The organism is Streptomyces sp. 4F14 (assembly GCF_048159485.1).
In the GTDB taxonomy this organism is placed as follows: Bacteria; Actinomycetota; Actinomycetes; order Streptomycetales; family Streptomycetaceae; genus Streptomyces.
The window spans coordinates 273714-292873 of the sequence record NZ_JBLRVY010000008.1; the positions used below are offsets into that span (position 1 = coordinate 273714).

The following is a 19160-nucleotide window of genomic DNA, read 5'->3' on the forward strand; positions in this document are numbered from 1 at the left end:
TGCCCCCTGGTCGAGCGAAGCCGAGAGCTTGGGGGAGGAGTCACGTGGGCGCTCCGGCAACGCGGCGAGAGTGCGTGCCAGGCGGCGGGCGCCCGGCCAGGGATGCGACAAAGGCTCTTACCGAGGAGAGGGGACCCCCATGCCCGTCGACGCGTCAGGCCCGTTACCGAGATCCCTGCGGCGCCGCAGCCTTCTGCAAGCTGCGGGCGCCGGACTGCTGGCCACCGCCCTCCCCGCGACAGCCGCGCACGCGCAGTCCCTCGCGGCGGCGGGCTTCGGCCCCGAACCTCCTTTGATGCACGGCTACTCCGGCCCGCAGATCAAGGCGTGGCACCCGGACACCGACCGCCACGCCCGCTACCTGCGCTCCCGCGTCCCGCTCGCTTCCCGCATCGCCCCCTTCGAGCCGACCCAGTCCCGCCGGAACCTGGACCCCCGGCCGAAGCTCGCGGTCCTCGCCAACGACTACGTCCAGCCGAGCTGGGAGACCGAGGGCTATCCGTACGGCCCGGTCGCCGAGGCGTACGCGCTGCGCTTCTGGCAGTACCCCGACCTGTACGCCTCCTGGCACGGCCTCCCGCTGGACGGCCGCCACACCGAACCCAACCCGCCCTACGGCCTGTTGAACCTCCCCAACCCCGGCTACACGGACGCCGCTCACCGCAACGGCGTGCTCAGCCTGGGGTGTTGGTTCTGGCCGCGCCCGGAGAACTTCGCGGACATCGTGGAGAGGACCCCGCAGGGCACGTTCCCCCTCGCGGACCAACTCATCGCGATGGCACGCTACTTCGGCTTCGACGGCTACTTCATCAACCAGGAGGCCACGATCACCGCGGCGCAGGCGAGGCTCCTGATGGAGATGCTCACCTACCTCGCCCGCAAGGCCCCGGCCGGCTTCCACCTCCAGTGGTACGACTCCCTCACGGTGGGCGGCGGGATCTCCTACCAGAACGAGTTCAACTCGGTGAACTCGCCCTGGATCGTGAACGGCGGCCAGCGCGTCAACAACAGCGTGTTCCTCAACTACTGGTGGAGTTCGGCCAAGATCCAGGCGTCCCGCACCCACGCCCAGTCCCTCGGCCTCGACCCGTTCGAGGTCGTGTACGCGGGCAGCGAGATCGGCATGTACCGCTTCGCCCAGCCCTACGACCCGCGCGCGATCTTCCCCGACGGCGGTGAACCGCGCACGAGTTGGGCGTTCCTCGGCTCCGAGATGGTCTGGTACACGGTGGACGGCGACAAGAGCACGATCGCGAACCAGGCCCCGGCGTACGCCCGTGAACGCCAGCTCTGGTCGGGCCCCGCCGAGGACCCCTCGCGGTCCGGCCGCACCCGGCAGCCGAGCAGCGGCAGCCCGCTCGACCCGGCGGGCTGGGACGGCACCGCCCACCACATCGTCGAGAAGTCGGTGATCGGCCGGCTCCCGTTCGTCACCCGCTTCTGCACCGGCACGGGCGAACGCTTCTTCGTCGACGGCGTCCAGGTCGGCGACCGCCCGTGGTTCGACATCGGTGTCCAGGACCTCCTGCCGACCTGGCAGTGGTGGATACGCGACGCAACGGGCGCCCCCAGTACGGCGGTTCGCGCGGACTACGACCACACGATCGCGTACGACGGCGGCAACTCCCTGCGGCTGAGCGGCGCGCTCGGGGCGTCCGCGTCGGCTGTCGTGCGCCTGTACAAGACACGGCTGCCGCTCACCTCGGCGTCGACCGCCTCGCTGGTGCACCGGGGTTCGACCGGGACGGCGGCGCTGCGGCTCGGGCTGGTCTTCGAGGACACGCCCACGGAGATCACCTGGCTGAACGCCGGTCCGGTCTCCGGGAGCTGGACGCGCTGGACCGGCGACCTCGGTACGTGGGCGGGCCGTACGGTCGTCGCCGTCCACGTCTCGCTGCTGGCCGGCGCGGGCGGGGCCCCGGGGATCGCCGTGCACCTCGGTGAGCTGCGGATCGCGGACGCGGGGCCCGATCCGGTGCCGGGCCGTCCGACCGGGTTCGCCGTCGAGCGCGCGGTGCGGGCCGGGGACGCCGCGAGTGCCTATCTGACCTGGGACTTCGCGCCGGACGAGGTGGCCCGGTACGACGTCTTCCGGCGCACGTCCGGTGGCCGGCGGTGGCTGGGGCGGACGTACGACGGCGCGTACTGCGTGTCGCCGCTGGACCGGGGCGGGGACGCGGTGACGACGCTCGAACTGGAGGCGGTGTCCCTGACCGGGCGCCGCAGCCCCGCCGCCTCGACCTCGCTGGCCTGGTAGAAGGGAACGGCATGGGCCTCAGGCTGACCGTCGCCGCACTCGTCGCGTCCTGCGTCTTCGCCGCGCCCCCACCGGCCTCGGCGGCCGATGCCGCGCCCTCACCGGCCCCCGCGACAAACGCCGCGCTCCCACCGGCTTCGGCGACCGACGCCGCGCTCCCCCAAGTCACCCCCCGCCCCCAGCAGTTGGCGGCCAACGGCGACCCCCTGACCGTCCCGCCCCGCGTCCACGTCCGCACCGCCGGCCAGCAGGACCGCCCCACCCGCGACCTCGTCGTCTCCGTCCTGCGTGCGGCGGGCGCCACGGACATCGACGAATCCCCCTTGCCCGCCACGGGAGTCGACCCCGCCGACCTCACGGTGGTGATCGGCGGCATCCAGGACACCCGGGTCGCCGACGCCCTCCGGGCGGCGGGCGGTCAGGTGCCGGCCACCCTCCCCGCCGAGGGCTACGCGCTCGCCTCCCGCGCCGCGACCGGCGGCGGCACGGTGGTCCTCGCGGGCGCCGACGCGAGCGGCACTTACTACGCCGCGCAGACCCTGCGCCAACTCGCCGCCGGAGCAACCCTGTCAGCCGTATCCGTCGTCGACCGTCCGCTGATGCCGTTGCGTGGTGCGATCGAGGGCTTCTACGGCAGTCCGTGGACGCACGCGGAGCGCCTCGACCAACTCGCCTTCTACGGCGCGCTGAAGATGAACACGTACCTGTACGCGCCGAAGGACGACCCCTACCACCGCGAGCGCTGGCGCGACCCCTACCCCCCTCAGCTCCTGTCCCAGCTCGGTGAGTTGGTGCGTCAGGCGACCGACCATCACGTCCGCTTCACCTTCGCCCTCTCCCCCGGCGTCTCCATCTGCTACAGCTCCGCCGCCGACCGCGCGGCCCTTCAGGCCAAGCTCCAGGCCGTGTACGACCTCGGGGTGCGCAGCTTCTCCGTGCCGCTGGACGACATCAGTTACACGCGCTGGAACTGCACGGGCGACCGGACGGCGTACGGGGCGCCCTCGCAGCAGTCGGCGGCACGCGCCCAAGTCGATCTCCTCAACCGGTTGCAGCGGGAGTTCCTCGACGCCCGCGCGGGGACCCGGCCGCTCCAGATGGTCCCGACCGAGTACGGCGACGTCACCGAGACCCCCTACAAGCGGACGATCCGTGAGCAACTCGACGCCCGCGTCGAGGTGATGTGGACCGGCACCGACACGGTCCCGCCGCGCGTCACCGTCCAGGACGCGTCCCGGGCGGCGACGGTGTGGGGCCGCAAGGTGTTCCTGTGGGACAACTACCCCGTCAACGACTACGGCCAGGCGGAGGGCCGTCTCCTGCTGGCCCCCTACTCGGCGCGCGAACCGGGCCTGCACGCCCAGCTGTCGGGCCTGGTCCTCAACCCCATGAACCAGGCGGCGGCCAGCAAGGTGGCGCTGTTCGGCGGCGCCGACTTCGCCTGGAACGACACGGGTTACGACGCGCAGCGGGCGTGGCGGGCAGCCGCCGCGTACCTCGCGAACGGCGATCCGGCCACCGTGGAGGCCCTGTTGGCGTTCTTCGACGTCGAGCACCTGGCCCCGACGTTCGGCGCGGCCCCCTGGCAGCCCCAGGCCCCTCAACTGGCAGCGCGCCTGGGCGAGTTCCGTACGGCATGGGCGACCGGCGCCAAGGACCCGGCGCTGCGTGCCCTGCGCCCGTACGCCCAACTCCTCACCGCCACCCCGGACCGCATCACCACCGGCGTCACCGACCCGGGCTTCGTCGCCGACTCCGTCCCGTGGCTCAACGCCCTGCGCCTGTGGGGCCCGGCCTTCGAACGCACCCTGGACGCCCTCACCGCCCGTCTCTCCGCCAACGAGCCTGAAGCACAACGCCTGTTCACGGAGGCCCAGACCCTCGCCACCCGCGCGGGCGCCATCCGGACGATCCCCGGCGAGACCCGCCCGCAGGGCCCGGTGCGGGTCGCGGACGGGGTCCTCGACGTGTTCCTCACGGAGGCGCGCTCCCTACGCTGACCTGCGCCTCAAGCGCCTCACGCCCCTTCCGCGTCGTCCCGGTACACCCGCCCGCCCTTCATCACGAACGTCACCTTCTCCGTCACCCCCACATCGGCCAGGGGGTCCCCCGGTACGGCGATGACGTCCGCCAGCAGTCCCGCCGCCAGCCGCCCCCGGTCCTGCGCGTCGATCAGGTCGGCCGCGACGGTCGTGGCCGCGCGCAGGGCGTCGGCGGGGTGCATCCCGCGCCTGACCAGCGCGGCCAGTTCCAGGTGGCCCCGGCCGTGCGGGACGGCGGGGGCGTCGGTGCCGAGGGCGATGCGGACGCCTCGGGCGATGGCGCGGGACGTGGACTCGCGGGCGCGGGGGAAGACGTCGGCGGCCTTGGCCTGGAGGACGGGGTCGGCGTGGGCGGTGGGCATGGATTCCGTCAGGGACGTGGTGGCGACGAGGAACGTGCCGCGTTCGGCCATGAGGCCGAGGGTGGCGTCGCTCGCGAGGAAGCCGTGCTCGATGCAGTCGATGCCGGCCTCGATCGCGGCCCGCATCGCGGTGTCGCCCATGCAGTGGGCGGCGACCTTGAGGCCCGCCCGGTGGGCCTCGTCGGTGATCGCGCGCAGCTCCTCGTCGGAGTACTGCTGGGCGCCGGCGGGCCCGGTGTGGGACATGACCCCGTTGGAGGCGCACACCTTGATGACCTGCGCGCCGTACTTGATCTGGTGGCGGACGGCCTTGCGGACCTCCGCGACGCCGTTCGCGATGCCCTCCTCGACGGTCAGCGGCAGCACGCCGGGCGCGAACGCCTGGAACATCGTGGGGTCGAGGTGCCCGCCGGTCGGCGCGATGGCGTGCCCGGCGGGGACGATCCGGGGCCCGTCGACCCAGCCGAGGTCGATCGCCTTCTTGAGGGCGACGTCGAGGAGGACGCCGCCGGTCTGCACGAAGAGGCCGAGGTTGCGTACGGTCGTGTAGCCCCGGTGCAGGGTCCGGCGCGCGTTGGTGACCGCGCGCAGGGTCCGCAGCGCCGGGTCCTCCTGGACGGGGATCAGGGGGCTGCGGTGGTCGGGGCCGCCGAGGAAGAGGTTGACCTCCATGTCCATGAGGCCGGGCAGGAGGGTGACGTCCCCGAGGTCGCGGATCACCGTGCCCTCGGGGAGCCGCTCGGGTTCGCCGACCTCTGCGATGTGCTCGCCGGTCACCAACAGGGCGCCGGGCCGTACGAGTTCGCCCTTGTCGACGTCGAGGAGGCGGGCGGCCCGCAGCAGTGTCGGCGGGCCGTCGGCGCGGGCCGGCGCCATCAGACGGCCGGTTCGACGACGGCGTCGATCGCGGAGGGCCCGCTGTCGGGGACGCGCGGCTGCCCCCACGCCTCGACGGGGAACGCGACGGTCACCAGCGAGCAGAACGCCCACAACAGGTGCTTGTCCTCGTCACCGATACCGTCGAGAGTGACGTTCTCCAGATACGCGGTGCCCTTCTCCAGCAGCGGGAACGCCACGTCGTAGAAGGCTTGCAGCTCCTCCATCGTGGAGGCGATCCGCTTCGCGTAGCGGGCTTTCTCGCCCTGGAGCGCCCAGTCCGCGTAGGGCTCCAGGGCCGCGAACTCGGCGGGGAAGACGTTGCTCATGCCGGGGTCCCTTCAGGAGGCGGTGGACGGCTGTTTGGCGTGGGCGTCGACGAACTTGCGTACGGTGGTGTGGAGATGGCGCAGCAGGACTTCCTGGTCGCAGAGCGGGAAGGCGTCGAGCGTGCGGGTCTCCAGCATGGTCTGGGTGGCTTCGAGGGTGTTGCCGTCCTGGAGGCCGTACTCCTTGAACGAGACGACAGCCAGCTCCTGCTGGAGGCGCTGGAAGGCGTTCTCCGGCGGGACGAAGTAGCAGGTGCCTTCGAAGATGTGGGTGTTGTAGGACGTCGGCCAGTAGTGGTACGTCAGGACCCAGTTGGGGCGCCACATCAGCAGCATGAAGTTGGGGAAGAAGACGAAGGAGTCCATGCCCCAGACCTTGCTGCGGGTCGGGTTCACGGCGGGCGGCAGCTGTTCGGTGGTGAGGCCGATGTCGGGGGCCTCCCAGGGGCCGAACAGCCCGCTGCGCAGGGCGCGTTCGATGGGTTTGACCATGGCGCGCTCCTTCGGCGGGGCGATGCCGCCCCAGGAGGAGACCATGCTGTGGGGGCCGTCGATGTCGTAACTCAGGGCCTCGTACCCGTACTTCTTGATCTTCGCGGCCTCTTCGGAGACGTACTGGCCGGAGTGCAGGATCGGCGCGTGGTAGAACTCGGCGAACGCGTCGATGAACAGCTTCCAGTTGGAGCCGATCTCCGCGCGGTACTTGTGGACCTGGGTCAGCTTGTCGAAGGGGTAGCCCTCGATGCCGGCGCCGAAGCGGCCGAGGTACTCGCGCAGGGGCGTGGTGTTGTCGGGGTCGAGGTTGACGAAGACGAACCCCTCCCAGATCTCGGTCTGGACGCCGAGCAGGCCGTAGCGCGACTTGTCGACGGAGAAGAACTCCGACTCCTGCTGCACGAAGGCGAGTTTGCCTTCGAGGTCGTAGCGCCAGGCGTGGTACTTGCAGGTGAAGGCGCGGCAGGTGCCCTTGGTCTCGTCGCGCGGGTTGTCGTCCCACACCAGCTTGTTGCCCCGGTGGCGGCAGATGTTGTGGAAGGCCCTGACCTCGCCGTCGGTGCCGCGCACGATGATCAGCGAGGTGCCGGCCGCGTCCAGTTCACGGGTGAAGTACGAGCCCTTGCGGGGGAGTTGCTCCACCCGTCCGACGTTCAGCCACGTTCGGCGGAAGATCGCCTCGCGCTCCTGCTCGTAGTACTCGGGCGAGATGGAGTCCGCGTAGGAGACCGGCTCCGTGTCGAGCTCGAAGTGCTCGGTCCAACTGCCCTCGGCGGGTTTCGGGAAGTGCGCCATGAATCGGAACCTCCGGTCGGTCGACACCGCAAAGGTAACAGGGATCTCGCTTTTTGAGAATGCCATTTCCGCACCCTGCGTTCTCGTATAGCGTGAACTTGACTCTCCTCCACGGAGGACGCCCGCCGAAGGAGCAGGACATGGACGACGCCCCAAGGCGGCGCCACCCGGTGACCAGGCCCGTCGTCGGTTTCGTCGGCCTCGGCAACATGGGCGGCGCCCTCGCCGGCAACCTCGTACGCTCCGGCTTCGAACTCGTCGCCCACGACACGGCGGGCCCGGCCCGCACCCCGCTCGGCGCCCGCTGGTCCCCGTCCCCGGCGGACCTCGCCCGCGCCGCCGACACCGTCGTCCTCAGCCTGCCCGACGGCACGGTCTGCGCGGACGTCGTACGGCAGCTCGCGACCGCGCGAGGCCGCCGGGTGACGCACATCGTGGACACGTCGACGGTCGGGGTGACGGCGGCCCGCAGCCTCGCCGGGGTCCGTGGTCTGTCGTACGTCGACGCGCCCGTGTCCGGCGGGGTCGCCGGGGCCCGCAAGCGGACGCTGATGGTGATGTACGCGGGGACGGACGACGCCTGCGCGCACGTCGAGCCCGTCCTCGCCGGCCTCTCCGACCGCCGCCGCAGGGTCGGCGACCGGCCCGGGCAGGCGCAGGCCCTCAAGCTCGCCAACAACTTCCTCTCGGCCACCGCACTGGCCGCGACCAGCGAGGCCGTCGCCTTCGCCCGCTCCGCCGGGCTCGACATGGAGACCGTCCTCGACGTCCTCAACGCCTCCAGCGGACGCAGCGCCGCGACCGCCGACAAGTTTCCCGCCGAGGTCCTGACCGGCCGCTACGCCTCCGGCTTCAGCAACGCGCTGATGGCGAAGGACGTGCACCTGTACGGGCGCGAGGCGGCCGGGCTGGGTACGGCGACGACGCTCGCGGAGGTGACGCGGGCGGTGTGGGAGGCGTTCGCGGAGGCGGAGCCGGGGGCGGACTTCACGCGGATCTACCCGTTCACAAGGGGGTCGGGGGAGGCGTCGTAGCTCTCAGGTACGACACACATCGGGCAGTCCTCGCAGGCGTGCCGTGTCCCCGAGGGCGCGGACGCCGTCACCCCGTCCCCCAGAAGTACCGTCATCGCCGCCCGCACCACCTCCGGGTACCGCCCCGCGTCCCGGTCCACGAGCCACAGCTGATGCACCCCCTCGATCAGCGCGAACGCCGCCGCGGCCCCGGTCCGTGCGCTGAGGCCGCTGGGCAGCCGCTCCCCGTACCGCTGTGTCAGCAGTCCGGCGAGGTGTTCCTGAATGGCGGTGCTCCGGTCCCGTACGAAGCCCTGTGCGGGCTCCTGCCCGGTCACCGCCTCCGCGACCACCACGCTGTACACCTGGGCGAACGACGGATGGAGCTGTTCGAACGCGACGGCCTCCGCGAACTCCCCCGCCCAGTCGTCCCCGGCCCCCCGCTCGGCGAGGTGCTCGCGGTTGGCGCGCTCACGGAAGTTGAGGATCTCCAGCAGGAGCCGTTTCTTGCTGGGGAAGTAGTGCAGGACGCCTTGCCGGGTCAGCCCCGCCCGCTCGGCGACCGCGTCGATCGACGTCCCCTTGAACCCGCGCTCGGCGAACACCTCCACGGCCGCCCCGAGGATCTCCTCCCGCCGCCCAGCCACCACGAAGGACCCCTTCCGCCATCGGAGCAGGTGCTTCCACACCCTATGTACGGCTACGGGGCATGGCGAGAGGGCGTCGGGGACTTGTCGTCAGACACCCATGGCCCCCAACGCCGCCCCGGCCGCTCCCCGCACCGCTCCCCCGGCACCCCGCTCCCCGGCGATCTCCCCCAGCAGCCGCACGTCCTTGGCGAGCAGTGCGCCCGCGTGCCCGGAGATCCGCTCCAGCGTCCCGCCCGCGTCCACCAGCCGCCCGAGCGCGAAGCTCGCGGAACTCCCCCGCGTCAGCATGCGCCCCAACTCGACGGGATCGAGCCCGAGTTCGCCGCCGAGCGCGAGCGTGTCGGCCGCCAGCCCCAACTGGGCCGTGAACAACAGGTTGTTGAGCAGCTTGGCGACCTGTCCGGTGCCGACGTCCCCGAGATGGACGACGGGATCCCCGTACGAGGAGAACACCGGGCGGCACACCGACACCGCCTCCTCCGGCCCTCCGACCATGACCAGCAAGGTCCCCTCGGCGGCACCCCGTCCGCCTCCGCTGACCGGGGCGTCGAGCACCAGCACTCCCTGACCTGAAGCCCGTTCGGCGAGCCGGCGACAGGTGTCCGGATGGACCGTGGAGTGCACGGCGATGATGCCGCCCTTGTGGAACCCCGCCAACACCCCCTCGGCGACCTCCTCGACCCCCTGATCGTCGACAACGCACAGGCACACCAGGTCACTTGCCGCCGCCACCTCCGCGGGCGAACCCGCGACCCGGGCCGCCGTGTCCGTGAACGGCGCCAGCGCCTCGGCCCTCCGCGCCCACAACGTCGTCTCGAACCCCGCCTCGACGATCCGCCGAGCCATCGGCGCCCCCTGGCTGCCGAGGCCGATGAAACCGACACGCATCCTGACGCTCCCTCAGTTCGCCTTGCGTGGACGCCAGAAGACGCCCAGCAGCCCAGCCGTGGCCAACGCTCCCACTCCGAGGACGACCCCGGCTCCCGCCCATCCGGTCACCGAGATGTCCGCCGCGTGGTCGAGGGCGTACTCCCCGGGCCCCCACGCCCCGAGCCCGAGCGCGAGGACGCCCAGGACGAGGACGTACTCGTAGCCCTCCTTGAACACGAAGAACCCGTGGGGCCGGTGGGCGAGGAGACCGGCGACGAGCATGACGGAGAGCACGGCGGCGCAGGCGAGGAAGGTGAACAGCCCCGCCAACAGCAGGACGCCGGCGCCGAGTTCGGTGAGGACGCTGAGCCACGCCTGGAGCCGGGGCCTGCCCAGCCCGAGCCCGGCGAACCAGCGGGCGGTCCCCTCGATGCCGCCGCCCCCGCGCCAGTGGTTCCAGCCGTGGGCGATCATGACGACGCCGAGCACGCCCCGAACGGCCAGCAGCAGCACGTCAGTCGCCATCGGCGGACTCCCCCGGCAGCGCCCCCACGCCAAGCGCGCACTCCTCGACGAACGCGAGCACCCGCAGGTGGTAGGCGAGGGCGGTCCGTCCGACGCTGGTGTTGTGCCCGGCGCCCGCCTGCTCGTGCCGGACGACACGCGGCGACCCGGTGAACATGGCGGCGAGGTCGGCGAGTCCGGCGGGCCCGTTCATCCACACCTGCTCGTACTCGGCGAGCGTGATGTGCACCGGCACGGCCACCTTCGCCGCGAGCCCCTCGAACTCGGCCTGCCAGCCCTCTCGATGGCCCTCGTAGGCGGGTGAGGCGGAGCCGATGCGCCGGCCGCCGTAGACGTCGGGCGGATAGGCGTGCGGCGGATCCCACAGCGCGGTACGGAGGTTGGGCCGACTGCGCACGGGGTCGCGCCGCCAGGCTTCCATCGCGGCGACCGACCGGGGGTGGTGGGTACGCCCCATGCCCGCGAGCTCGATGCCGAGGAGGTCGGCACCGCGCGGGTCGCTCGCCATGCGGACGGCGAGTTCACAGCCGGCGGAGTGCGCCCACAGGAAGAGCCCCTCTTCACGGTCGCCGAGCAGGGCCGTCAGCGCGTCGTAGGCGAAGTCGGTGCGCTGTTCGGGGGTGCGGAGGCGTTCCTCGTGGGGGGCCGAACTCCCGTACCCGGGACGGTCGATGGCGACGACGGAGAACCCGGCGGCGACGGCGGTCCGCAGCAGGGAGAGGCGGGGATGGTCGGGGTGGTCGAAGTACGCGGAGCTGGTCGCGCCGCCGTGCAGGGCGACGACGACCGCGCGCGGTGCCGGTGCCTCGGCGATCAGCGCGGAGGCGGGGACACCGCGCACGTCGGCCACTTCACGGCGTACGGCGACGGCGTGTTCGGGGTGCGTGGAGGTCATGCGTCCGTCCTGAGCAGGAGTACGCCGCTGGGGGTGAGCCCACCGGTGGAGACGACGGCCGTGCGGGCGCCGGTGACTTGACGGTCTCCGGCCTCGCCGCGCAGTTGGAGGACGGCCTCGTGGAGGAGTCCCATGCCGTGGGTGCGGCCGTGGGAGAGCTGGCCGCCGTGCGGGTTGAGGGGGATGACGCCGTCGAGGGCGATGTTCTTGCCGTCGTCGAGGAAGTCGCGGGCCTCGCCGATGCCGCAGAAGCCCAACGCCTCTATCCAGGAGAGGCAGTTGAAGGTGAAGCCGTCGTAGAGGAGGGCCACGTCGACGTCGGCGGGGCGCAGGTCGGTGCGGGTCCACAGGTGGGCGGCCTGGCCGAGGACCTGGGGTTCGTGGGTGAGGCTCGCCTGGTCCCATTCGGGGCGTTCGACGAGCTGGGTGCCGACGGCCTCGATGTGAACGGCCGTACCCGGTAGGTCGGTTGCCGCGTCGGCGGCGGAGACGACGACGGCGGTGGCTGCGTCGCAGGGGACGTCGCAGTCGTAGAGGCCGAAGGGGGTGGCGATGGGGCGGGCGGCGAGGTAGTCGTCCATGGTGAGCGGGTCGCGGTAGATCGCGTCGGGGTGGCGGGCGGCGCCCGCGCGCTGGTTGAGGGCGATCCGGCCGAGGGTCTCGCGGGTGGTGCCGTAGCGGTGCATGTGACGCTGGGCGCCCATGGCGAGCATGACGGCGGGCGAGACGGCGCCGAAGGGCTTGAACCAGCCGTCGTACGCGCCCTGTTGGGGTGCGGGAAGCCTGCCCTGTTTGATGAGTTCGGCGTAGGTGGACTCCCAGACCGTGCGGAAGCACAGGACGTGCCGGGCGAGTCCGGAGGCGACGGCGAGCATCGCGGAGATGACGGAGCCGCCGGGGCCGAAGGTCTCGCCGCCGCCGCTGTACCAGACGGGGCGCAGGCCGAGCGCGGACTCCAGGGCGGTGACGCCGCCCTCGCCGAAGCCGCCGAAGGGGCCGGCGCCGGGGTAGGTGGCGAGGCCGTCGATGTCGTCGAAGGTGAGTCCGGCGTCGGCGACGGCCTTCTCGCAGGCGTCCACGGTGAGTTGGAGCGGCGGGACCATGAGGCGGCGGCCCGGGCGGGTGGCGCCGGTGCCGGTGATGACGGCCTTGTCCTCGAACTTCCGTAAAGGGGCCCGGAGATGGGGCGTGACGGGTTCGTCGTCGGGCAGCGGCGCGGGGTCACCGTCGCGGGGCCGGAACAGCGGGAGCCATGCCTCGCCGGCCTGCTCGAAGACGACCTCCATCGGCATCCCGATGCGCAGGTCGTCCGGCGCGCAGTCGACGACGTTGGTGGTCAGCCGGACGCCCGGGTCCTCCTCGATGGCGACCTGGGCGACGACGAACGGTGACGGCAGCCCCGGGAAGGGGAAGCGGTGGTTGACGCTGAAGCCGATGAGGGTGGCCCGCCCGGAGACCTCACGGACCGTCAGCTGCCGTCCCCTGCACCGGCGGCAGACCGGCTGAGGAGGGTGGATGATCGCCGCGCAGTCGGTGCAGGACCGGAAGCGGAGCCGCCCGTCCTGGCCGGAGGTCCAGAAGAAGTCGGTCTCCTGGCTGATCTGCGGCTGGGGACGGGCAGCTGGGGCAGCTCCGCTCAACGGATCTTCGCCTCCGCCTTGCGCCTGGTCACCGGCTCCGCCAACCCCTGTTCGTCACACGCCTGTTGGAGGGTGACGAGGGTCTCCTCGATACCGGGGCCGAGCCGCTTGCCGGGAGTGAAGGCGGCGGGCAGGTGGCGCATGCCCTGGATGACGCCGATGGTCTCGTAGTGCACGGCGCCCTCGGGGTCGCACACGAAGTCCGGTATCCGGTCGAGGACTTGGAGGAGCATCCGCTTGAACGCCGTGCGGGCGACGTTCGATCCGATGCAGCGGTGGATGCCGAGGCCGAACGCGGCGTGCCGGTTGCCGGGGCGGCCGAGGTCCACGGTGTCGGGGTCGGCGAAGACCGCCGGGTCGCGGTTGGCCATGGCCCACGACAGCCACAGCCGGTCGCCCTCCTTCAGCTCCTTCCCGGCGATGACACAGTCCTCGGCGACGGTCCGCCCGTCGCCGGGCGCCGGGGTGAAGTAGCGCAGGAATTCCTCGGTCGCCGAGTCGAGGAGCGTATCCCGGTCGCGGCTCAACGTGGCGCGCTCGTCCGGGTGTTGGGAGAGCCACTCCAGGGCGTGCGCGGTGAGTGCGGTGGTCGTGTCGAAGCCGCCGCCGATGAGCAGGGCGAGCGCGCCGACGAGGTCGGACTCGCTGGGGTCGCCGTCCATCTTCAGCAGGGCGTCGACGAGCCCGGGGCGCGGGTTGTCGCGGACCTCCCTCAGGGTGAGCCCGAGGTCCTTGATCATGGCCATGTGGGTCTCGATCACCCGGGCCATCTCAGGGGAGTTGGGCGGGGTGTAGACGCCCGCGTGGGCGGGCTCGTTGTACATCTCCCACTTCTTGAGCGGGATGCCCATCATCGCGAGGGTGAAGACGGCCGGGACGATGTTGGCGAGGTCGTCGACGAAGTCGATCCGCCCCGACTCGATCTTCTCGTCGATGCAGGCGCGGGCGATCTCGTCGAGGAACGGGATCCAGCGGGCGATGGCCGCCGGCGACAGGTAGGGGTTCAACGCGTTGCGGTACTGCCGCTGTTCGGGCGGGTCCATCTCCAGGAAGCCGCCGCGCATCCCCTTGCCGCGAGGGGCGGAGGGGATGTTGATGCCCCGGTAGCCGCGGCGTTCGCCGTGGATGTCGTGGTCGTTGGAGAGGGCCTGTCCGGCGCGGGCGAAGGCGAGGAGCTCGCGGTTGCCGGCGGCGACCCAGTGGCCGCCGTAGGTGTCGGACCAGGCCATCGGGCAGCCGGAGTGGAAGGCGCGGGTCTGGTCCTCGAACTCGTCGCGGTACTCGGGGGCGTGGCGGTCGAAGTGGACCCGGGGGTGCTTGCGGGCCTCGTCGTCGGTCATGTGTTCTCCGCTCCTCTCAGAACACGCCGATGGCGCGCTCGGGGCAGGAGCGGACGGCGTCCACGACCTTCTCCTGCTGGTCGTCGGGGACTTCTTCGTCGACCGGCGACGAGTGGCCGTCGATCTCGCTCAGTTCGAAGACCTCGGGGGCGCGCATGAAGCACAGGGTGTGGCCCTGGCAGCGCTCGGGGTCGACGCGGACCTTCACGTTCCTCAACTCCCGTTCAGGTGAGGTCGGACAGGGACTTGCCGACCGAGGCGAGGGTGGCCGGCCGGCCGTAGTCCGTCTTGTACTGGTAGACGGCGTCGTCGCAGCGGTAGAGGCCCTGGTTCGGCTTGAAGTCGGCGGGCTTCCAGCCGTTGGTGGTGGCCTCGACGACCGAGTAGCACTTGGGGGGTGTCTTCGAGGAGAGGTCGAAGGGTGCCTGGAGGCCGCCGGCCGTCCAGTCGGTCTGCTTCAGCGCGTTGTCGTAGACGCACTTGCGGGTGAGGGTCGTGCAGTCGCGGGCGGAGGTCGCGAACAGCAGCCAGGCGGAGAAGGCCCGCAGGACGGGGTAGGTGACCTGCTTCCCGGGCGCGTACTTCTCGAACAGGTCCAGGACCTGCTGGGTGGCCGGGTTGGTGGCGGCGCTCTCCAGGGGTGCGGTGCCGAAGAGTTCGGCGTAGTTGTGCTGCTTCGCCAGGGCGGTTCCGGCGAGTTGGGCGAAGGCGGGGCCGTACGCGTTGGAGTTGGCGTCGATCCAGTCGGGGACGTACCCGATGTTGGTGAGGGCCTGCTCCAGCTTGGCGAGGCTCGCGAAGTCGTCCAGGAAGACGAGGCCCTTGACGCCGTCCTTCTTGATGGCCTGGGCGTACGGGGTCCAGTCGGCGACGCCGGTCGCGGGGTAGAGGTCGCTGTAGGAGACCTTGCCGCCGAGGCCGGCGACGGCTTCCTTGAACTGGCCGGTCATGACCTTGGTGACGGGCGAGTCGCCGGAGATGATGCCGACCTGCTGCGCGGAGTCGGGGTACTTCTCCTTCAGGAGCCAGGTGTAGTACCCGGCGTACTGGAAGTATCCGGCGGTCGGTCCGGAGGCGATGAGCTGGAGGTCGGAGCCGATGGCGCCGATCTGGCTGGACTGGCCGGGGAAGCTGGGCAGCAGGCACTTGAGGCGGTCCTGCACGCCGAGGCTGTCGAGCGCGGCGCCGCCGCCGACGAGCGCGAAGTCCGACTTGCAGGCTTCCAGGACGCGTTGGCGGACCTCGGTGAGGCGGGTGTCGCGGGTGACGGGGTCGATCGTGCGGCCGTTGATGCCGCCGGCCGCGTTGCACCACTCGGTGAACACCTTGGCGGCGTCGGTGAATTCGGACTTCTTGGTGAAGCCGACGTCGGACAGGACGCCTACTTGGATCTTCTTGTCGGTGACTCCCTGGGCGCCTGCCGCGCCGGGTGTACCGGGGCCGCAGACGTTCTTGAGGGTGCCGAAGTCGGCCGAACTCACGGCGGTCGGCGAGGGTTTGGGCGCCGAGTCCGAGGGGGTGTCGTCGTCGGATCTGGTGGAGCAGCCGGCCAGAACCACCGCGAGGGCGGTGAGCGTGCCGATCAACAGCCTGCGCATGATGGCCTCCTGGGCCAAAAAAGGGTGTTCAGGTGATCGCGCCGCTCGCCTTCAGGGCGAGGATGCGGTCCCAGTCGTAGCCGAGGCCGGTGAGGATCTCCTCGGTCTGCGCGGCGAACTCCGGTGCCGCGCCGAGCGTGGTGTCCTCGACGTCGAACTGGACGGGGCTGGAGACGAGTTCGAGGTCGCCGGCCTGTCCGATGTAGCCGTTGGCGCGCACCTGCGCGTCGGCGGCGGCCTGCAAGGTGTCCTGGACCGGTGCCCACGGCCCGTCCAGTGCGGCGAGATCCGTCGACCACTCGGCGAGCGTGCGGGTGGCGATGGTCGCGCGCAGTTCCTTCACCGCGTCGGCGGTGTGCTCGGCGATCGACTCGGCGCTCGCGAACCGGGGGTCGTCCGCGAGGTCGGGCCGGCCCAGGCAACGGCACACGGTGGCCCAGAACTTGGCGGGCTGGAGCATGACGAAGGACAGGTAGCGGTCGTCGGAGGTGCGGTAGAGCCCGGTGAGCGGGTTGGCGGGCGAGGCGTGCGCACCCGGCTTGGTGCCCTCCCAGGCGCGGTCGAGGTGGAGGGAGAGCCCGATGGAGTGGCCGAGCGACCACAGGCCGCTGCCCAGCAACGACACATCGACCACCGGGGCTTCTCCGGTGCGTTCACGCCGCAGGAGCGCGGCGGCGATGCCTCCGGCGAGGTTGGTGCCGGAGATCGTGTCGCCGTAGGCCGGTCCCGGCGGGGGGACCATGCCCTCGGTGCCGCGCGGGGTGATGCTCGCGGCGGTGCCCGCCCGGCACCAGAAGGCGGTCATGTCGTAGCCGCCGCGGTCGGATTCGGGTCCGCGCGGGCCGAGCGCGGTGCCCCGGGCGTACACGATGTCGGGGTTGACCGCCTTGATGTCGGCCACGTCGATCTTCAGACGGGCGCGGGCGCCGGGCAGGAAGCTGGTGAGGAAGACGTCCGCGGACTTCGTCAACTCCCTTAATACTTCCTGCCCTTCGGGGGTCGACATGTCCAACCCGATGGAGCGTTTCCCCCGGTTGGCGTGGGCGACGTTCGGGTTCGGGTCGCCCTCCACGACGAACGTGCCCGTACGGCGCAGTCCGCGCTGTGGGTCGCCGGTGACCGCGTGCTCGACCTTGACGACGTCCGCGCCCCAGTCGGCGAGCACGGCGCCGGCCGACGGGACGAAGCCGTACATGGCGACTTCGAGGACGCGGATGCCCTCCAGCGGTTTCACGACACCACCCGCGCGAACGACTTCTCCTCCAGGAACTCCTCGAACCCGCTGCGCCCGCTCTCGCGCCCCACCCCGGACTGCTTGTAGCCCCCGAACGGCACGTCGGGGGCGAAGTAGTTGCCGCCGTTGATGGAGAACGTCCCGGTGCGGATGCGGCGCGCGATGCGGATGGCCCGCTCCTCGTCGGCGCTGTGCACGGCCCCCGACAGCCCGTACTTCGAGTTGTTCGCGATGCGGACGGCGTCCTCCTCGTCGTCGAAGGGGATGACGGCGAGGACGGGTCCGAACACCTCCTCCTGGGCGATCTCGCTGTCGGGGTCGACGTTCGCGAGGAGCGTCGGCTCGTAGAAGTGCCCGGGGTCGATGCGCTGCCCGCCGCGTACGAGGGTGGCGCCGGCCTCGACGGCCCTGTGCACCATGGCGTCGACCTTGTCGCGCTGCTGCTCGCTGATGAGGGGGCCCATGGTGGTCTTCGCGTCGGTGGGGTCGCCGACCTTGACGCGGTCGAGCCCGGCGGACACCAACTGCACGATCTGGTCGTGGTGTCGGCGGGGCACCAGGAGGCGCGAGGTGAGGGCACAACCCTGTCCGGAGTGGGAGCAGATCGTGAACGCGGCGAACATGGCCGACTTCACGAAGTCGGCGTCCTCCAGCACGATCATCGCGGACTTGCCGCCGAGTTCGAGGAAGACGCGTTTCACGCTGTCGGCCGCGGCGGCCATGATGGCGCGGCCGGTGGTGGTCGCGCCGGTGAAGGTGACGACGTCGACGTCCGGGTGCGTGGTGAGGACGGCGCCGACCTCGGGCTTCGAGGAGCTGAGGACGTTGACGACGCCCGGCGGTATGTCCGTGTGCCCGGCGATGAGTTCACCGAGCGCGAGAGTGGTCAGCGGGGTCTGCGGGGCGCCCTTGAGGACGACGGTGCAGCCGGCCGCGAGCGCGGGGGCGAGCTTGGCGAGGGCGAGCTGGTTGGGGAAGTTGTACGGCAGGATCGCGGCGACGACCCCGGCGGCCTCCTTCTCCACCCAGCGGTGGTGGCGCTGGCCGCGCGACTCGATCTCGCCCAGGTCCTCGGTGAACGCGTACGTTTCGAGGAGGTCGGCGTAGTACGTGACGATGCCGATGGGTTCGTCGAGCTGGGGGCCGTGGGTGAGCTGGCGGGGTGCGCCGACCTCGGCGATCGTCAACTCGCGGAGTTCCTCGCGGTGTTCGTCGAGCGCGGTGTGCAACTGGCGCAGGCAGCGCACCCGGAGGTCGGTGTTCGTCGCCCAGTCGGTGGTGTCGAAGGCGCGGCGGGCGGCGGCCACGGCGGTCTCGGCGTCGGCGACGGTCGCCTCGGGGGCGTGGCCCAGGAGGGCGCCGGTGGCGGGGTTGCGGGAGTCGAAGGAGGTCTCGGCGGCCTGGAGTTTGCCGTCGATGAGCTGGGACTTGACGATCAAGCCCGGCACAGCGTTGACGCTCGGGTCCGTCACGGCCTTGATGATCGGCTCCGTCACAGCCGCACCACCGATCCGCCGTCCACCGACAGGATCTGCCCGGTGATCCAGGACGCGTCCTCGGAGAGCAGGAAAAGCAGCGCGCCCGCCTGGTCGGCGGGGGTGCCCATGCGTTTGAGGGGGAACTGCTGGACCATCGCGGTGCGGTGGGCCTCGGGGATGATGCTGCGGGCGGCCTCGGTGTCGGTGGGGCCGGGGGCTATCGCGTTGACGCGGATGCCGCGCGGGCCGAGTTCGGCGGCGAGGTCGACGGTGAGGTGGTTGAGGCCGGCCTTGGCGAGGCCGTAGAAGCCGGTCGCGGTCCAGGCGGCGGTGGAGGACTGGTTGACGATCGCCGCGCCCTCCTTGAGGTGCGGCAGGACGGCGCGGGTGACGTGCAGCGCGCCGAGCAGGTTCACCTTGAGGAACCGGTCGAGGTAGTCGTAGTCGACGGTGACGATGCCCTCGCGGCGCATGCCGTGGAAGATCGCCGCGTTGTTCACCAGGCAGTCCACGCGCCCGAGTTCGGCGATCACCGTGTCGGCGAGGGCCTGCGCGGAGGCCGGGTCGGCGACGTCGACGGGGACGAAGAGGGCGGCGTCGCCGATCTCCTTCGCGACCCGCTGCCCCTGGTCCTCGTTCAGCTCGGCGACCACCACCTTCGCGCCCTCGGCGGCCAGCGCCTTCGCATAACCCTCCCCGATGCCCTGTCCGGCGCCGGTGACGACCGCCACCTTGTCCTTGAACCGCATCCCGGCCTCCTC

At 71.4% G+C, this 19160-nt stretch carries 17 protein-coding genes; 3 read left to right on the forward strand and 14 right to left on the reverse strand.

The features are described 5' to 3' along the window. Positions 1 to 139 precede the first annotated feature (139 nt). Positions 140 to 2257, forward strand: a complete 2118-nt coding sequence (locus ACLZOT_RS16565) for an endo-beta-N-acetylglucosaminidase (RefSeq protein WP_416969671.1) — start codon at positions 140 to 142, stop codon at positions 2255 to 2257. An 11-nt stretch (positions 2258 to 2268) separates the two neighbouring features. Beyond that, on the forward strand, positions 2269 to 4257 hold the full coding sequence (locus ACLZOT_RS16570) for a beta-N-acetylhexosaminidase family protein (protein ID WP_416969672.1): 1989 nt from the start codon (positions 2269 to 2271) through the stop codon (positions 4255 to 4257). Positions 4258 to 4274: 17 nt separating this feature from the next. Here ACLZOT_RS16570 and ACLZOT_RS16575 read toward each other — a convergent pair whose 3' ends face one another. Genes ACLZOT_RS16575 through ACLZOT_RS16585 form a run of 3 tightly spaced genes read right to left on the reverse strand, consistent with a single transcriptional unit; the run spans position 4275 to position 7156 of the window. Continuing rightward, positions 4275 to 5537 (reverse strand): amidohydrolase family protein, encoded by a 1263-nt coding sequence (locus ACLZOT_RS16575; protein ID WP_416969673.1) that lies wholly within the window; start codon positions 5535 to 5537, stop codon positions 4275 to 4277. Further along, on the reverse strand, positions 5537 to 5866 hold the full coding sequence (locus ACLZOT_RS16580; RefSeq protein WP_416969674.1) for a hypothetical protein: 330 nt from the start codon (positions 5864 to 5866) through the stop codon (positions 5537 to 5539). The genes ACLZOT_RS16575 and ACLZOT_RS16580 overlap by 1 nt, the downstream gene beginning before the upstream one ends. A gap of 12 nt (positions 5867 to 5878) precedes the next feature. Next, on the reverse strand, positions 5879 to 7156 hold the full coding sequence (locus ACLZOT_RS16585) for an aromatic ring-hydroxylating oxygenase subunit alpha (protein WP_416969675.1): 1278 nt from the start codon (positions 7154 to 7156) through the stop codon (positions 5879 to 5881). A 140-nt stretch (positions 7157 to 7296) separates the two neighbouring features. Between ACLZOT_RS16585 and ACLZOT_RS16590 the strand changes: the two genes are divergently transcribed. Then, positions 7297 to 8190 carry an NAD(P)-dependent oxidoreductase gene (locus ACLZOT_RS16590; protein WP_416969676.1) on the forward strand — a complete coding sequence of 298 codons (894 nt, stop codon included), beginning with the start codon at positions 7297 to 7299 and terminating at the stop codon, positions 8188 to 8190. Here the strand turns inward: ACLZOT_RS16590 and ACLZOT_RS16595 are convergent. From ACLZOT_RS16595 to ACLZOT_RS16645, 11 genes are all read right to left on the reverse strand, one after another. Next, positions 8154 to 8819 (reverse strand): TetR/AcrR family transcriptional regulator, encoded by a 666-nt coding sequence (locus ACLZOT_RS16595; RefSeq protein WP_416969677.1) that lies wholly within the window; start codon positions 8817 to 8819, stop codon positions 8154 to 8156. The genes ACLZOT_RS16590 and ACLZOT_RS16595 overlap by 37 nt on opposite strands. An 87-nt stretch (positions 8820 to 8906) precedes the next feature. Next, positions 8907 to 9707, reverse strand: coding sequence for an NAD(P)-dependent oxidoreductase (locus tag ACLZOT_RS16600; protein WP_416969678.1), 801 nt, complete (start codon positions 9705 to 9707; stop codon positions 8907 to 8909). A 12-nt stretch (positions 9708 to 9719) separates the two neighbouring features. Further along, positions 9720 to 10214 carry a DoxX family protein gene (locus ACLZOT_RS16605; protein ID WP_416969679.1) on the reverse strand — a complete coding sequence of 165 codons (495 nt, stop codon included), beginning with the start codon at positions 10212 to 10214 and terminating at the stop codon, positions 9720 to 9722. Continuing rightward, positions 10204 to 11109: an alpha/beta hydrolase gene (locus ACLZOT_RS16610; RefSeq protein WP_416969680.1), complete on the reverse strand. Its 906-nt coding sequence runs from the start codon at positions 11107 to 11109 to the stop codon at positions 10204 to 10206. The genes ACLZOT_RS16605 and ACLZOT_RS16610 overlap by 11 nt, the downstream gene beginning before the upstream one ends. Next, positions 11106 to 12749: a thiolase C-terminal domain-containing protein gene (locus ACLZOT_RS16615; RefSeq protein ID WP_416969681.1), complete on the reverse strand. Its 1644-nt coding sequence runs from the start codon at positions 12747 to 12749 to the stop codon at positions 11106 to 11108. Before ACLZOT_RS16615 ends, ACLZOT_RS16610 begins: the two co-directional genes overlap by 4 nt. After that, on the reverse strand, positions 12746 to 14089 hold the full coding sequence (locus tag ACLZOT_RS16620) for a cytochrome P450 (protein ID WP_416969682.1): 1344 nt from the start codon (positions 14087 to 14089) through the stop codon (positions 12746 to 12748). Before ACLZOT_RS16620 ends, ACLZOT_RS16615 begins: the two co-directional genes overlap by 4 nt. A gap of 16 nt (positions 14090 to 14105) precedes the next feature. Further along, positions 14106 to 14297 carry a ferredoxin gene (locus ACLZOT_RS16625; protein ID WP_416969683.1) on the reverse strand — a complete coding sequence of 64 codons (192 nt, stop codon included), beginning with the start codon at positions 14295 to 14297 and terminating at the stop codon, positions 14106 to 14108. A gap of 16 nt (positions 14298 to 14313) precedes the next feature. Beyond that, complete coding sequence (locus tag ACLZOT_RS16630; RefSeq protein WP_416969684.1) at positions 14314 to 15687, reverse strand: ABC transporter substrate-binding protein; 1374 nt, start codon at positions 15685 to 15687, stop codon at positions 14314 to 14316. Positions 15688 to 15715: 28 nt separating this feature from the next. Next, positions 15716 to 16921, reverse strand: coding sequence for a CaiB/BaiF CoA transferase family protein (locus ACLZOT_RS16635; protein ID WP_416969685.1), 1206 nt, complete (start codon positions 16919 to 16921; stop codon positions 15716 to 15718). After that, complete coding sequence (locus ACLZOT_RS16640; RefSeq protein WP_416969686.1) at positions 16918 to 18417, reverse strand: aldehyde dehydrogenase family protein; 1500 nt, start codon at positions 18415 to 18417, stop codon at positions 16918 to 16920. The genes ACLZOT_RS16635 and ACLZOT_RS16640 overlap by 4 nt, the downstream gene beginning before the upstream one ends. Continuing rightward, positions 18414 to 19148, reverse strand: coding sequence for an SDR family oxidoreductase (locus ACLZOT_RS16645; RefSeq protein ID WP_416969687.1), 735 nt, complete (start codon positions 19146 to 19148; stop codon positions 18414 to 18416). Before ACLZOT_RS16645 ends, ACLZOT_RS16640 begins: the two co-directional genes overlap by 4 nt. Positions 19149 to 19160: the final 12 nt, after the last annotated feature.

What these genes read in the sequence shown, in the direction of transcription:
- ACLZOT_RS16585 (WP_416969675.1), bottom strand. Translation starts at nt 7,156, where the DNA reads ATGGCGCACTTCCCGAAACCCGCCGAGGGCAGTTGGACCGAGCACTTC.
- ACLZOT_RS16630 (WP_416969684.1), bottom strand. Translation starts at nt 15,687, where the DNA reads ATGCGCAGGCTGTTGATCGGCACGCTCACCGCCCTCGCGGTGGTTCTG.
- ACLZOT_RS16580 (WP_416969674.1), bottom strand. Translation starts at nt 5,866, where the DNA reads ATGAGCAACGTCTTCCCCGCCGAGTTCGCGGCCCTGGAGCCCTACGCG.
- ACLZOT_RS16610 (WP_416969680.1), bottom strand. Translation starts at nt 11,109, where the DNA reads ATGACCTCCACGCACCCCGAACACGCCGTCGCCGTACGCCGTGAAGTG.
- ACLZOT_RS16565 (WP_416969671.1), top strand. Translation starts at nt 140, where the DNA reads ATGCCCGTCGACGCGTCAGGCCCGTTACCGAGATCCCTGCGGCGCCGC.
- ACLZOT_RS16600 (WP_416969678.1), bottom strand. Translation starts at nt 9,707, where the DNA reads ATGCGTGTCGGTTTCATCGGCCTCGGCAGCCAGGGGGCGCCGATGGCT.
- ACLZOT_RS16620 (WP_416969682.1), bottom strand. Translation starts at nt 14,089, where the DNA reads ATGACCGACGACGAGGCCCGCAAGCACCCCCGGGTCCACTTCGACCGC.
- ACLZOT_RS16575 (WP_416969673.1), bottom strand. Translation starts at nt 5,537, where the DNA reads ATGGCGCCGGCCCGCGCCGACGGCCCGCCGACACTGCTGCGGGCCGCC.
- ACLZOT_RS16645 (WP_416969687.1), bottom strand. Translation starts at nt 19,148, where the DNA reads ATGCGGTTCAAGGACAAGGTGGCGGTCGTCACCGGCGCCGGACAGGGC.
- ACLZOT_RS16590 (WP_416969676.1), top strand. Translation starts at nt 7,297, where the DNA reads ATGGACGACGCCCCAAGGCGGCGCCACCCGGTGACCAGGCCCGTCGTC.
- ACLZOT_RS16605 (WP_416969679.1), bottom strand. Translation starts at nt 10,214, where the DNA reads ATGGCGACTGACGTGCTGCTGCTGGCCGTTCGGGGCGTGCTCGGCGTC.
- ACLZOT_RS16570 (WP_416969672.1), top strand. Translation starts at nt 2,269, where the DNA reads ATGGGCCTCAGGCTGACCGTCGCCGCACTCGTCGCGTCCTGCGTCTTC.